We start from the raw sequence: 13,134 nt of genomic DNA, 5'->3' as shown, positions 1-13,134 counted from the left end.
TCTCTTGTGATAGTCGATGCGCCGTACGCCGTGCCGTCCCGGCTCTTGCGCTGCAGCATCGGCTCTGCCACCAGAATGCCGAGGGAGACCAATTGAATGGCCAGAACCGGACGCCCTGCCGCGGCAGCGATGACGCCCGAAAAGCCCGTGAAGGCAGCGCGCGCGAAGCCGGCGACCAAAGCCGCCGACAAGACCGCCGACGCCGGCGACAAGCTCGCCTATGGCGTGCCGGCGCTGGAAAAGGGGCTCGACGTGATCGAGCTCCTCGCGACGCAGTCGAAGGGCATCACCCAGAGTGAGATCGCGCAGCTGCTCGGCCGCTCGCTGCAGGAAGTCTACCGCGTGGTGATGGCGCTCGAGCGCCGCGGCTACATCCAGCGGCGGCCGGGCGAGGATGGGTTCTTCCTCTCCAACCACCTGCACGTGCTGGCCAACCAGTATCCGCCGATGCGCCGGCTGCTCGATGCGGCGCTGCCGATCATGTACTCGACCTCGATCGCCGCCTATCAGGCGCTGCATATCGCCATTCTCGACCGGCTCGCCATCCGCGTCGTGGCGCAGGTCGATAGCCCCGCCCCGCTCGGCTTCCGCCTCCGCGTCGGCACCCAGAACCCGGCCGCCTCGACCGCTTCGGGCCGCCTGCTGCTGGCCTTCCAGCCGCCGGCGATTAGAGATTGGGTGATGGCCGAGATCGAGCGCACCGCGCCCGAAACCGACATGGTGGCGCTGAAGCGCCGGGTCGAAACGCTGCACCGCACCGGCTACGAAATCATCGCCGGCGAAGGCCTGCAGGGCATCACCGATGTGAGCTTCCCGATCCTCGACGCCAACGGCCACGCGCTGGCTGTGCTGACCATGCCGTATCTGCCCTCGAGCAAGGAGCGGGTGTCGCTGGAAACGGCAAGCCGCGCCCAGTTCGCGGCCGCCAAGGCCATCACCCAGCTGTTCGACGGCACGCTGATCGAGCCGAGTTTTCCGCTGGCTCCGATCAGGGAAAAACGCCCGCCGGCGCGGCCGACTTAATCCTCCCCCGCGTGGCGGGGGAGGGGGACCAGCGAAGCTGGTGGAGGGGGGAGCCCAAGCCGGAGAGTCTTGCCGCCCCCTCCATCGCCTTCGGCGGTCCCCCTCCCCCGCCGCGCGGGGGAGGATCACGGAGAGGCTGGTGTGTGCAGCAATGCTCATCGCGTCGTCTCCCCGACCCGATGCGCGAACACCTCGTTGAGCCACAACGGCTCGCCCGCGGCATCGCCGATCTCGAGGAAGATATCCGCCATCGAAGCCGTCCAGGCCCGCTGCACGTCCGACACGGCAGTCGCCGCCGACGCAGCACGAAATCCGTCACGGGCCCGCATGCGGCAGACGACGATCTCCGCGTGCCGCCAGATCTGGTAGTCATAGATCCCGGCCGCATCGATCAGCTTGAGGATCTCCGGCCACACCGCGCGGTGCTTTTCGTCATAGGCCGGGCCCATGCCGGGCTTCAGCCGGTAGATGTAGAGGAACGCCTCACCTGGCGCCGTATCGCGAGCCGTCATTTCACCGCCCCCGCCAGCGCGCCCGACAGGATCTGCCGCTGGAACAGCAAGTAGACGATCATCACCGGCAGCAACGCAACGATCAAACCGGCGCTGATCAACGGAATCGACACGTCATACTGGCCCGAGAGCAGCGCCACCCCGACCATCAAGGTGGTCTTGTCCGAACCACCCATGATCACCAGCGGCAGCAACAGGTCGTTCCACATCCAGACGAAGTTGAGAATGGAGAGCGCCGCGATTGCCGGGGTCGAGATCGGCAGCATCATCTGGAACAGGATGCGCAGCTCCCCTGCCCCGTCGATGCGGGCGGCCTCGATCAGCTCATCGGGAATGGCGCGGAAGAACGCCGCCAGCATGTAGGTGCTGATCGGCAGCCCGAACGCCGCGTAGGAAAAGATCAGCCCCTGGTAGGTGCCGCCCAGCCCCAGATCGAGGATGGTCTCGTAGAGCGGATAGATTACCACCTGGCTGGGGATCACCAGCATGGCGATGATGAACAGAAAGATCAGGTTGCCGCCCTTGATGCGGAGCTTGGTCACCGCATAGGCGATGAACAAAGCCGCCACGGTGGAGAGCAGCAGCCCGCCACCGGTGGTGATGATGCTGTTGAACAACAGCCGCGGCACATCCATGCGCACGAACGTCTCGGCATAGTTCTCGAAGCTGATGTCGAGCGGCAGCCCGAGCGGGTTCTGAGCATAGCCGGTGCGGGTTTTCAGCGAGTTGAGGACGGTGAACACCAGCGGGTAAAGCGCCACCACCGCCACCACCACGAGGATGAAGGTCACCAGCCACTTGACGATGCTGCGAACCAACGGGTTGCTGCCCGGCGCGACTTCAGCGGTGGCGGCGTCGGAAACCAGGCTCATTTGCTGGCCTTTCCTTCGGCATACATGCGCCGGACCACGAAGGCCGAGACGATGGCAGCGAACACGAACAGCGCCATGCCGATGGCCGCGCCCTTGCCGCGATTGAGGAACTCGAAGGTGGTGGTGAACACCAGGTATTCGGGCAGCATGGTGGCGCTGCCCGGCCCGCCACGCGTCAGCGCATAGATCAGCGGGAACATCCAGATCAGCATCGACGAGGTGCAGAGCACGGTCCAGTAGCCGATCACCGGTTTCAAGAGCGGCGTCACGATCTCGATCAGCAGCCGCCAGAACCCGGCGCCATCGAGCCGCGCCGCCTCGATCACCTCGTCGGGGACGGTCGAAAGCCCCGAGAGATAGGTGAGAACCCCGAGCCCGAAAAAGCTCCACAGCGCCACCGCGGTCAGCGAGAACAGCGCGCTCGTCGCCCCGTTCAGCCACTCGATGGCGAGCGGCGCGAGGCCGATGAAAATCAGGAAGGCATTGAGCGGCCCATCGGGCGCGAGGATCTGCCGGAACATGATGCCGACCACGATCGGCGCGATCATGTAGGGCAGGAAATACACCGCGCGAAACAGCTTCCAGCCCGGCGAGCGCTGGAAGATCAACAGCGCCAGCACCAGCGGCAGGAAGATCCATACCGGCAGCGTCACGAACACCAAGGCCGCGTTCTTGAACGAGGTGACGAACACCGGGTCTTTGAACATCGAGGCGTAGTTGGCGAGGAAGGCAAACTTCGGCTCCTCGAAGCCGCGCGTATGGTAGAGGCTGAGGATGAACGCCCGGACCAGCGGCACCAGCTTGAAGACCACCGCCAGCGCAATGCCCGGCACCACCAGCGCGATGCCGAGGATCAGCTCCGGCCGCATCCGCCGTTTTTTCGCCCGCGTCAGGCCGCTGCTCGATGACTGGTGGATCTGGGTCATGGAATGTCCGAAGGCCTGGGAAGACGGAGCCGGGTAGCCGGCTCCGAAGGTCGTTGGTTGGACTGCAACTGCCTGTAGTGGGCTCATCCCCAGCCCACCCACCGGCTGTCATCCCTGCGAAAGCAGGGATCCATTTCACAGCCCGCACCAGCTGATAGTTGGGTCCCAGCTTTCGCTGGGATGACAGCTGGTGGGTGGGGTGAGGGCCGGGCCAACACAGCGGCCCCGGCCCACTTACCAGCCCCTTACTGCGCCTTGCTCGGGCTCTCCTCGAGTGCGGTCTGCATCTGCGCCGTCCAGTCGGCCACACTGAGCGTCCCCAGCGTCACTTCCTGCCAGCCGCGCGCCAGGGCGTCGGCTTCCTGGCCGGAGAGCAGCACGCCGACATGCAGGGTCGGCGTCTTGATGATCTCCTGGATCTGCGCCAGCGCCTGCGACTTTGGCAAAGCGTTCGGGTCGACATTCTTGTTGAGCGAGATGCCGCCCGCGACGCTGGCGAGGAGGTTGGCGTTCTCGGCCCCGGCGACGAACTTCACGAACTTGAAGGCCGCTTCCTGCTTGGTGCTCCACGGCGTGACGCCGAACACCGAGCTTTCGGTACCGCTGAAGCTATGGGCCAGCGGCGCATCGGCCACCAGCACCGGCCAGCTCATGGCGCCGACATTCTCATCGCCCAGGGCCGCGCCGAACGCCGCCCAGTTCACCGCATCGGCGATGATGGTGGAGGCGAAAGCGGCGTTGCCGCTCTGGAAGATATCGGCCCCATCGGGCAGCATCGAGATCGACGGCGAGCTCGAGTTGATCCAGCCGCGCGTCGTGCCGATCGAGGCCATGGCTTCGAGGATCGACACCATCTTGGGGTCGGTCCAGGGGAGCTTGCCCGCCATGATGGCGCGCATGTCGTCCTCGGTGAGGAAGTTGCGCGCCACTTCCGGGAAGTTCCAGTAGGCCGGGAACACGCCGGTCATGCCGTGCGCGAGGCAGGTCTTGCCGATGGCTTTCACCGCCGTGCAGGCGGCATCCATCTCGTCCCAGGTCTTGGGCGGGTTGGCCGCATCGAGCCCGGCTGCCGTGAGCACCGCCTTGTTGTAGTACATCACGTTGCCCTGGTAGCCGAACGGCAGGCCGTAGCAGGGCTGGGTGGTGTCGTAGTTGAGGCAGCCGCCCGAATAGGTGATGAGATCATCAGCCGCGGCGAGCACATCCTCGGGCAGCTGCACATAGGCGCTGCGCCGATCGAACAGCTCGAGGCCGGCATTGTTCTCCATCACATCGGGGCCGCTCTTCGTCGCGATGTAAGGGCCCTGGACGCTCGGATAGCGATCGAACGGCACGGTCTCGAGCTCGACCTTCACATCCGGGTTGGCCTTCTCGAACGCCGCGACGAGCTGCGTCCAGTAATCCGGACCGCCCGGCTGCCAGTTGAGCACGCGAATGGTGGTGACATCCTGCGCCAGCGCCGGCCCCATCATCGTCGTCAACGCCACGGCGCCGGCCGCAATGCGCCAGCCCGCTTTCGAAACAACTCTCATCTGAAAATCCCTTCCTCTGATGCCCGGCGCCGGCCCGAGGCCCGTCACGCCGTTATCCCCTGCAGGCGCCGGGAAGGCGCCCCGCCACCCCGATCACCCCATCGACACACCCCTCGGACGCGCATCTCCACGTCCCGTGTCAGTGCCCTGACGCTAGCACGACAAGTTTCCAATATGAAAGTGTAATTTCTTATACAAAAGTCTGCTGCGGTTTGACTGGTTGAGCCGGTGCGGGCTGGCGTTCTTCGCCCAAGCAAGCTCGCACCAGCCCCGCGCCCTCACACCACCTCCGGCACTACCCCACCCTGTCGGCTCGACTTCAGCGCCGCATCGACCAGCGCCATGGTCCTGATCGAGTCATGCACATCGGTGTCGAGCACCTGGTCCTCACCGGCGACGAAGCGCTGGAGGTTCGCCATGACGAAGCCGAAGGCGTCGGGCACCCGCTCGCCGCCGACCAGCGGCACCGCCGTCCACGGCACGCCCGTCACGGTCATTTCCAGCGTCTCGGGCACCGGCTTCACGTAGTCGACGAGGTAGCCGACGGTGAGGTGGGCGCAGCCCGCCGTGCCCTCGACCCGGATCGTCGCTTCGATATGCTCGGGGCCGTAATTATAGGTGTGGTTGAGCGACAGCGCGCAGCGCACCCGGTCGCCATAATCGAGGATGATCGAAGAGCGCGCATCGGCCAGCGTCGGGTAGCGCGGGTGCTTCACCGCCTTGGCATAGACGCTCTCGGGCTCGCCCAGCAGCGAACGGATCCAGTCCATATAGTGGATCGAGTGCAGCGGGATCTCCACCGCATCGAGATGCGGAATGAAGCTCCAGAGTTCCCACGGCATATAGACGGCGAGCCGCACCTCGACCTCGACGATCTCACCCAACAGGCCCTTGCGCGCCGCATCGCGGATCGCCAGCATCGACGGGGTGAAGCGCAGCTGGAAATTGGTGGCCGCAGTGATCGAACGCTGGTCGATCGCCGCAACGATCTTGCGCGCCGTCGCGAGATCCGGTCCCAAAGGCTTCTGCAGCAGGGCCGCACTGTTGGCGGGCAGTTGCTCGACCGTCCCGAGCAGCACCGCCGGCGGCAGCGCCAGGTCGAAAATCCCGTCCGTCCCGCAGGCGGCGATCGCATCCTCGAGGGTCGGATGCACAACCTCGACGCCGAAATCGGAAGCCAGAGCCTTCGCCGTCTCCGGGTTAACGTCGAAAATCCCGGCCACCGGCAGGCCCATTTTCCGGTAGGCCGGCAGGTGCCCGTCGCGGACGATGCCGCCGGCGCCGATAATGGTGATCGGCCGCGGCCGGCTCGGCATCGGCCAGACCTGCTGCAGGTCGGCAAGGGCAGCGGGGAGCGTCGTCGAGGTCATGAGGTCTCCATCACGCGGTCGCTGCAGAGGCCCGGAAACAGGCTCGGTTCGAACGCGTCAATTATCACTGGCGATAGTTGATGTTGATATTTGATAGAAGCGCTGCTTAACTCTGTCAAGGATCGCTGCCATGCTGCGGCAGGTCCAGACGACCACCAACGGGAGGATTTCACGCAATGGCCATCGACGGCGAGGACCATCACCCACACGCGGCGCGACGTCTGCGCGAAAGCTTCGGCGCCGAGTTGCCGAACGTGCGGCTGGTGCTTGATCCCGCGCTGGCCGAGGGCGAATTCGCGATCGCGACGCGCGACGGCACCCTCGAAATATCGGGCGGCCCGTTCTCCGGCGTCATCTATGGCGTCGAGGAGATCATCCAACGCTCGGCCGGCAGGCTCGATCTTGCCGCCTGGGCCAGCGCAGTCACCGGCAAACCCGGCCTCGCTTATCGCACCTTCTGGACCTGGGATCACTCGACCAACTGGGAGCTGTCGCAGATCGGCCAGCAGGAGATCGGCGTCTTCAACCCGTTCCAGAAGCCGCCCGGCGGCTTCCTTGCCGATTACAAACGGCTGGTGGATTTCTGCTCGGTCAACCGTATTGGTGGCATCACTGTCTATGGCTTCCTGCGCGACAGCCATGGCGGCATCGAAGCGGCCAAGGAGCTCTGCCGCTATGGCAATGAGCGCGGGGTGCGCATCATCCCCGGCATCGCCATCGGCGCCTATGGCGGCGTCTATTGGGAGGGCAAGCACAAGTACAACCTCTACACCTGGCTGAAGGCCAACCCGCAGCATGCGGCCAAGATGGAGAAGGATGTCGGCTTCCAGATCACCGACCTCGCCTTCCCGCTCAACTTCCCACATTCCGATTACACCGTCAGCGCCTGCCCGAGCGCCCCCGAGGTGATCGAATGGATGGAAGAAGCCGTCGCCTGGCTGGCCGAAACCTTTGAGATCGGCGGCATCAACATCGAGAGCGGCGACTATGGCGTCTGCGGTTGCGAGCGCTGCGTCGCCCGCCGCGCCAATGATGCCGAAGCGGCGCGCCGCAAGGATGACCACGGCGATTCCTGGTCCCATACCGACATGGCCGAGAACTTCCCGCGGCTCTATCGCGCCGCCAAGGCCAAACGCCCCGACCTCTGGATCTATTGCGAGATGCAGTGGGACAACCTGCTCGATCCGGTGGCGACCGAAGCGCAGCACCGATTGCCGAAAGGCGCCATCTACCAGCACACCGCCAATCGCAGCTTCTGGAAGCGGCTCCGCACCGAGCTGGCGACCGACTATGTGCAAGGCCTCCCCACCCAGCCCAACGTGCTGCGCTGCCAGTTCGCCTGCCAGTGGAACGGCGACGAGCGCACCGAGCGCTATGCCTTCAATGCGAAAACCTTCGCCGATATGTCGGTTCGCGGCCGCGAGCTCGGCATGGAGGGACTGACCGTCTGGGGCGAGCCGTCGGATTACACCGCCACGGTCGAACTCAGCTATCTCGCCTTCTCACGCTTCGGCTGGGACCCGACGCTGCGCTGGGACGACTTCGTCGCCAGCGAACTGGCGCCGCGGCTCGGCGGCCAGCAGCAGGCGGAGCGCTTCATCGCCATCGCCGAGGAAGTCGATGCCAACCAGACGCTGCCGGTGGCGCGCCTCACCGAATTGCAGGGCGAAGCGCTCAAGATCATGGCATTGCTGGACGGTGAGCCCGCCCGCCGCTGGCTGACGCTGGGCGAGCAGATCAGCCGCCGCCGCTATATGGGACGCTGACCGAACCGATGCGCGACGCCAACGGACTTTACACCGGGCCGATCATCGACCCGCACCACCATCTGTTCGACCGCTCGCTCGACAAGCACCCCTGGCTGCGCGGCGCCACGGGCGTGCTGGCTCAGAGCTGCTTGCCGGCCGACTATCTGCGCGATACCTCCGGCTACAACATCGTCGGCACCGTGCATGTCGAAGCCGGCTGGGAGCCGGGCGAACCCTTCGCCGAACTCAGCTGGCTCGATGCGCTCGAAAAACCCGACTGGATGGCGCGCCGCTATGTCGGCACCGCCGTCCTCGACGCGCCCGAGACGCCTGATATCCTCGAGCGCTACGCCGCGCACGGCAAGGTCGTCGGCATCCGCGACATCCTCAGCTGGCACCCCGATCCGGCGCGCTCGTTCTCCCGGGACCGCCACCGGATGAGCAGCCCGGCCTGGCAGGCGGGGCTCAGGCACCTCGATACGCTCGGGCTGTCCTTCGACCTGATGATCTCGCCCTGGCAGGCCGCCGAGGCGCTGCAGCTGGCGCGGGCCTTCCCAAACCTCAGTTTCATCATCAACCACTGCGGCTCGCCCTTCGATCGCACCGATGAGGGCATGGCGCATTGGCGGGCCGGGCTCACCGCTCTCGCCAGCGCCCCGAACGTCGCGATTAAGGTCTCGGACCTCGTGGCCTACGACCCGAACTGGAGCCTCGACAGTCTACGCCCCGTTGTGTTCGATTGCCTCGCAGCCTTCGGCGCCGACCGCACCATGCTGGGGAGCGACCATCCGGTACTCGGTCTGGCCGCAACGTTCGACCAGGCCTACGGGGCCTTCAAGCTGATCCTCAAGGCGCTTTCCGATGAGGAGTCGGAGGCGGTTTTCTGGAAGAATGCCAACCGGCTCTATCGCATTGGGATGTAACGATATATGTATCTCGTCAGTATTCCGATGAGGTGATTTCCGCGATGAGCGGTGACGAGCGGCGGCCGCGGGCAACCATCAAGGATGTGGCGAAAGCCGCCGAGGTTTCACCGATGACGGTATCCAACGTCATCAATGGCCGCATGCAGTTCGTCAGCGCCGCCACCAAGAAGCGGGTGGAGCGCGAGATCGAGCGGTTGGGCTATCGCCGCTCCTCCAACGCCCGCAGCCTGCGCGTCTCCGAGCAGCGCTCGATCGGCATGGTGATCGTCGACGAATCCCCCGCTTTCCTCGCCGATTTCTTCACCTGCCAGGTGGTGGCGGGGCTGGCCAACGTGCTGAACCATGCCGATTACACCCTCACCATCCAGGGCATGCCCGGGGCCGAGCTGGCGCAATCGATGATCATGCGCAATTTCGAGGTCGCCGGCTTCTGCGCCATGATCTCCGGGCCGAAGCCTGAGCGTCTCGCCGCGATCGAACGGCTGGCCGATCTCAACCAGCCGGTGGTGGTGTTCCAGCAGGAACTGCCTGATGCCGGCGCCGATATCTGCACGGTGCGCCAGGATGATCGGGGCGGCGGCCGGCTGATCGGCGATCATCTCCTCGCCCGCCGGGTGACCGAAATCCTGGCGGTGATTCCGCGCCAGCCCTGGCCCGCCGTGGAGAACCGCGTCGCCGGCATCCGCGACAGCATCGCCGCGGCCGGCAGCACCGCCGAGGTGACGGTGCTCGAGGCCGCCAGCGAGTCCTTCGCCGACGTGCAGGCGGCGTTTGCCGCCTATCTCGACAGCCACCCCCTGCCCGGCGCCGTGGTCGGCGCCAACGACCCGGTGGCGACCGCGGCGATGCTGCTGCTGACCGATCGCGGGGTGCGCGTACCCGAAGATGTGAGGGTCGTCGGCTTCAATGGCTTCGAGGCGCATCGCTATGCCCGGCCGCACATGACCACGGTGCTCTCCCCCGCCTATGCCGTCGGCGAACGCGCCGGCGAAGCCATGCTGGCCCGCCTCAAATCCGGCAGCTTCGCCCATCCCGACCACGTGCTGCCGGTGGTGTTCGACCCAGGGTTTACGACGTAAGGGCTGGGCGCTGAACGCGCAGCCAGGGGTCGCGGGCTAACCGCGACGCCGGCAGTCGGCGCACCCTCTCCCGCTTGCGGGGGAGGGGGGACCAGCCGAAAGGCTGGTGGGAGGGGGGTGCCACAAACACTGTCCTGCGCCCCGTCCGCCTACGATCAGTGCGTGGGGCACCCCCCTCCCACCACGCTTTCGCGTGGTTCCCCCTCCCCCGCAAGCGGGAGAGGGAATCCCGACTGCGCCTTCACTGGCCATTCGCGACACACCCCTCACAACCCCGCTTGACTCGCCTCCCACATTTAACGTTACATGTGACAACACGTACCGCTGCACCGACTGCCGCGATCAACCTCCTTAGAAAGGGCGTTATCCCCGTGACTTCCGAGTTTACCCCGCGCCACAACCCGCCGCTGCCGGAGGGCTGGCAACAGCTCTACTCCGCCGTGCTGAGCGATGCGCTCGATGCCATCGGCATCTGGAACCAGGCGATGTCGCCGCGCATCCGGCCGCTCGACGAGAGCCTGAAGCTCTGCGGCCGGGCGCGCACCGGCCAGTACATGGAAGTGCCGTTCGTCGCCGAGGGGTCGAACCCCTACGAGCTCGAGATCGCCATCGTCGACGACCTGAAGCCGGGCGACGTGGCGGTGTTCTCCTGCGGCGGCTCCTCGCGCATTGCGCCCTGGGGGAGCCTCCTCTCCACCGCCACCCATGCCCGCGGCGCTGCCGGATGCATCACCGATGGTTTCGTGCGCGACATCCTCGGCATCCGCGAGCTGCAGCTGCCGGTGTTCCATGCCGGCATCGCGCCGCTCGATTCCAAGGGCCGCGGCCAGATCCAGGCGGTCGATGTGCCGGTGATCGTCGATGGCGTCCGGATCGAGCCGGGCGACCTGGTGTTCGGCGATGCCGATGGCGTCGTCGTGGTGCCACAGGCAGTCGAAGCCGAAGTGCTCAAACGCGCCTTCGACAAGGTCAATGGCGAGCACCATTCGATGAACGAGCTGCGCGCCGGCGGCTTCCTGCGCGACGTCTACGCCAGATACGGGGTGCTCTGATGTCTGCCGGAGCCCATGTAACGCCAACACGCTCCAACCCGGTGGCGAGCTTCTTCAAGATCGAAGGCACCGCCACCGCCCTGGTCTTCGTGGTGCTGATCGTGGTGTTCATGCTCACCGCACCGCGGGCCTTTCTCGGCTACCGCGTCTATATGAGCTTCATGGCCTCGGTGCCGCCGCCACTGATCATCGCGCTCGGCCTGACGCTGGTGGCCACCGCCGGGGAGATGGATCTCAGTTTCCCCTCGGTGGTGGCGTTCGCCAGCTACGTCTTCGCCTTCCTGTTCCAGCAATACGACATGACCTGGCTGGCGCTGCTCGCGGCACTGCTGACCGGCACGGCCATGGGCTTCGTCAACGGTCTCGTGGTCACCAAGCTCGGCATCCCCTCGATGATCGCCACCTTGGCCATGATGTTCCTGTGGGGTGGCCTCTTGACCGTGGTGTCGAACGGCCTGACCGTTGCCATCCCCGCGATCGATGGCACGCTGATCCAGTCGATCATGGTCGGGCGCGTCGGCGGCGTCGTGCCGATGCAGATGATCTGGGCCATCGGCATCTCGATCTTCGTCTGGCAGCTGCTCAACCGTCACCGCTTCGGCGAGAACATCCTGTTCATCGGCGACAGCCTGAAGGTCGCCAAGGTCGTCGGCATCCAGATCGACCGTGAGAAGATCAAGCTGTTCACCCTGATGGGGTTCCTGTCGGCGCTCGCCGGCGTCTTCCTCACCGTTGAGACCACCACCTACTTCAACCAGCAGGGCCAGGGGTATCTGCTCACCGTGATCGCCGCCGTGTTTATCGGCGGCACCTCTATCTTCGGCGGCTCCGGCAAGGTGGTGGGCACGGTGTTCGCCTCGCTCATCGTCGCCGTCATCGAGGCCGGTCTGGTCGCCAGCGGCGTGCAGGGCTTCTGGACCCGCTTCTTCATCGGTCTCGTCTTCATCATCTCCGTGGTGATGAACACCGCCATCGAGGACCCCGACAAGGTGCCTCTGATCAAGTCCGTGCGCTCGCGCCTGCGGCAGTGAAAGCAGCCCGGCCGGGGCGGGGGTTAAGGCTCCGGTCGGGACCACAAAAATAGGGAAAGGAACAATCATGAAGTCTATTTTCAAAGGCCTCGCCGGCCTCGCCATGGGCGCTGCGCTGGTCGCGGCCCCACTCGCTGCCACCGCCCAGGAAGCGGTCGACAGCGGCATGACCATCTACTTCCAGCTCGGCGGCAACCCGGGCGACAGCGCGACGCTCGCCCGTGAGCTCGGCGCCCGCGACGCCGCCCGCATCCTCAAGGTCGACCTGAAGGAACAGCATGCCGGCTGGGACCCGCAGAAAATGCTGGTGCAGGCCAACGAGGCGCTCGCCGCCGCGCCCGACGCCATCATCGTCATGGGTCACCCCGGTACCGACGCGATGACCTCGTTCATCAACAAGGCGAAAGAAGCCGGCATCGTCGTGGTGACGAACAACAACGCCCTGCCCGGCACCTCGATGAGCTATTTCGGCCTCGACAATTACGGCGCCGGCCGGAACCTCGCGAGCCTTACCATCGAGAAGGGCGGTCTCAAGGAAGGCGACAAGGTCGTGGTCTATGGCGCCTTCATCGAAGGGGCTCCAGGCAGTGACGTCGCCAAGGGCACCTCGGAAGTGCTGACCGAAAACAAGATCGCCTTCGACGCCCTGCAGTGGTCGAACGAGGCCGTGGCCGACCCCTCGCTCTCGGTGCCGGTGCTGGTCGCCTATCTCGAAGCCAACCCGGAGACCAAGGCGATCATCGTCCCCGGCCATAGCGGCATCACCGCGGTCCTCGGCAAGGTGCTCGCCGACGCGGGCAAGCAACCGGGCGAAGTCGTGGCCTCGGGCTTCGACATCTCGGCCGGCGCCATCCAGGGTTTGAAGGACGGCTACATCACCGTGGTGCTCGACCAGCAGCCCTACCTGCAGGGCTTCATGCCGGTGGTCGCCGCCGTACTCGAGAAGAAATACGGCCTCGCCGGCCTAACCCTCAACACCGGCGGCGGTTCGGTGACCAAGGACAATGTCGAGGCGCTGGAAGCCCTGGTGAAAACCGGCATCCGGTAACTCCCGGTGGCGCCG

The 13,134-nt window shown here is 65.6% G+C and carries 12 protein-coding genes; 7 read left to right on the top strand and 5 right to left on the bottom strand.

The features are described 5' to 3' along the window. Window positions 1-96: 96 nt before the first annotated feature. Window positions 97-1,023 (top strand): IclR family transcriptional regulator, encoded by a 927-nt coding sequence (locus ACSQ23_RS27240; RefSeq protein WP_055877563.1) that lies wholly within the window; start codon window positions 97-99, stop codon window positions 1,021-1,023. A gap of 155 nt (window positions 1,024-1,178) precedes the next feature. Here the strand turns inward: ACSQ23_RS27240 and ACSQ23_RS27235 are convergent, their stop codons facing one another. From ACSQ23_RS27235 to ACSQ23_RS27215, 5 genes are all read right to left on the bottom strand, one after another. Beyond that, a complete protein-coding gene (locus ACSQ23_RS27235; RefSeq protein ID WP_436092557.1) occupies window positions 1,179-1,535 on the bottom strand; it encodes an L-rhamnose mutarotase in 357 nt (118 codons plus the stop codon). Then, entirely contained in the window at window positions 1,532-2,407 is an 876-nt protein-coding gene (locus ACSQ23_RS27230) for a carbohydrate ABC transporter permease (protein ID WP_436092556.1), read from the bottom strand. The genes ACSQ23_RS27235 and ACSQ23_RS27230 overlap by 4 nt, the downstream gene beginning before the upstream one ends. Next, window positions 2,404-3,333 (bottom strand): carbohydrate ABC transporter permease, encoded by a 930-nt coding sequence (locus tag ACSQ23_RS27225; RefSeq protein WP_055877041.1) that lies wholly within the window; start codon window positions 3,331-3,333, stop codon window positions 2,404-2,406. Before ACSQ23_RS27225 ends, ACSQ23_RS27230 begins: the two co-directional genes overlap by 4 nt. 245 nt (window positions 3,334-3,578) lie before the next feature. Continuing rightward, a complete protein-coding gene (locus ACSQ23_RS27220) occupies window positions 3,579-4,865 on the bottom strand; it encodes an ABC transporter substrate-binding protein (protein WP_436092555.1) in 1,287 nt (428 codons plus the stop codon). A 278-nt stretch (window positions 4,866-5,143) separates the two neighbouring features. Continuing rightward, entirely contained in the window at window positions 5,144-6,235 is a 1,092-nt protein-coding gene (locus ACSQ23_RS27215; protein ID WP_436092554.1) for a Gfo/Idh/MocA family protein, read from the bottom strand. Window positions 6,236-6,411: 176 nt separating this feature from the next. Between ACSQ23_RS27215 and ACSQ23_RS27210 the strand changes: the two genes are divergently transcribed. The 6 genes from ACSQ23_RS27210 to ACSQ23_RS27185 all read left to right on the top strand — a co-directional run bounded on the left by ACSQ23_RS27210 (window position 6,412) and on the right by ACSQ23_RS27185 (window position 13,119). Continuing rightward, complete coding sequence (locus tag ACSQ23_RS27210; protein ID WP_436092553.1) at window positions 6,412-8,001, top strand: hypothetical protein; 1,590 nt, start codon at window positions 6,412-6,414, stop codon at window positions 7,999-8,001. 8 nt (window positions 8,002-8,009) lie between these two features. Next, window positions 8,010-8,906 carry an amidohydrolase family protein gene (locus ACSQ23_RS27205; RefSeq protein ID WP_436092552.1) on the top strand — a complete coding sequence of 299 codons (897 nt, stop codon included), beginning with the start codon at window positions 8,010-8,012 and terminating at the stop codon, window positions 8,904-8,906. A 44-nt stretch (window positions 8,907-8,950) separates the two neighbouring features. Further along, window positions 8,951-9,988, top strand: coding sequence for a LacI family DNA-binding transcriptional regulator (locus ACSQ23_RS27200; RefSeq protein WP_436092551.1), 1,038 nt, complete (start codon window positions 8,951-8,953; stop codon window positions 9,986-9,988). 371 nt (window positions 9,989-10,359) lie between these two features. Then, window positions 10,360-11,040 (top strand): RraA family protein, encoded by a 681-nt coding sequence (locus ACSQ23_RS27195; protein WP_244488570.1) that lies wholly within the window; start codon window positions 10,360-10,362, stop codon window positions 11,038-11,040. Continuing rightward, a complete protein-coding gene (locus ACSQ23_RS27190; protein ID WP_436092550.1) occupies window positions 11,040-12,071 on the top strand; it encodes an ABC transporter permease in 1,032 nt (343 codons plus the stop codon). The genes ACSQ23_RS27195 and ACSQ23_RS27190 overlap by 1 nt, the downstream gene beginning before the upstream one ends. Before the next feature lie 67 nt (window positions 12,072-12,138). Beyond that, the gene (locus tag ACSQ23_RS27185) at window positions 12,139-13,119 is read left to right on the top strand and encodes a substrate-binding domain-containing protein (RefSeq protein ID WP_436092549.1); all 981 of its coding nucleotides are present in this window, start codon (window positions 12,139-12,141) and stop codon (window positions 13,117-13,119) included. Window positions 13,120-13,134 lie beyond the last annotated feature (15 nt).

It is taken from the genome of Devosia sp. LjRoot16 (assembly GCF_964252795.1).
Classification (GTDB): Bacteria; Pseudomonadota; Alphaproteobacteria; order Rhizobiales; family Devosiaceae; genus Devosia_A.
This window is presented reverse-complemented; position numbering and strand designations above follow the sequence as displayed.

What these genes read in the sequence shown, in the direction of transcription:
- ACSQ23_RS27185 (WP_436092549.1), top strand. Translation starts at nt 12,139, where the DNA reads ATGAAGTCTATTTTCAAAGGCCTCGCCGGCCTCGCCATGGGCGCTGCG.
- ACSQ23_RS27225 (WP_055877041.1), bottom strand. Translation starts at nt 3,333, where the DNA reads ATGACCCAGATCCACCAGTCATCGAGCAGCGGCCTGACGCGGGCGAAA.
- ACSQ23_RS27205 (WP_436092552.1), top strand. Translation starts at nt 8,010, where the DNA reads ATGCGCGACGCCAACGGACTTTACACCGGGCCGATCATCGACCCGCAC.
- ACSQ23_RS27235 (WP_436092557.1), bottom strand. Translation starts at nt 1,535, where the DNA reads ATGACGGCTCGCGATACGGCGCCAGGTGAGGCGTTCCTCTACATCTAC.
- ACSQ23_RS27230 (WP_436092556.1), bottom strand. Translation starts at nt 2,407, where the DNA reads ATGAGCCTGGTTTCCGACGCCGCCACCGCTGAAGTCGCGCCGGGCAGC.
- ACSQ23_RS27200 (WP_436092551.1), top strand. Translation starts at nt 8,951, where the DNA reads ATGAGCGGTGACGAGCGGCGGCCGCGGGCAACCATCAAGGATGTGGCG.
- ACSQ23_RS27210 (WP_436092553.1), top strand. Translation starts at nt 6,412, where the DNA reads ATGGCCATCGACGGCGAGGACCATCACCCACACGCGGCGCGACGTCTG.
- ACSQ23_RS27240 (WP_055877563.1), top strand. Translation starts at nt 97, where the DNA reads ATGGCCAGAACCGGACGCCCTGCCGCGGCAGCGATGACGCCCGAAAAG.
- ACSQ23_RS27190 (WP_436092550.1), top strand. Translation starts at nt 11,040, where the DNA reads ATGTCTGCCGGAGCCCATGTAACGCCAACACGCTCCAACCCGGTGGCG.
- ACSQ23_RS27220 (WP_436092555.1), bottom strand. Translation starts at nt 4,865, where the DNA reads ATGAGAGTTGTTTCGAAAGCGGGCTGGCGCATTGCGGCCGGCGCCGTG.
- ACSQ23_RS27215 (WP_436092554.1), bottom strand. Translation starts at nt 6,235, where the DNA reads ATGACCTCGACGACGCTCCCCGCTGCCCTTGCCGACCTGCAGCAGGTC.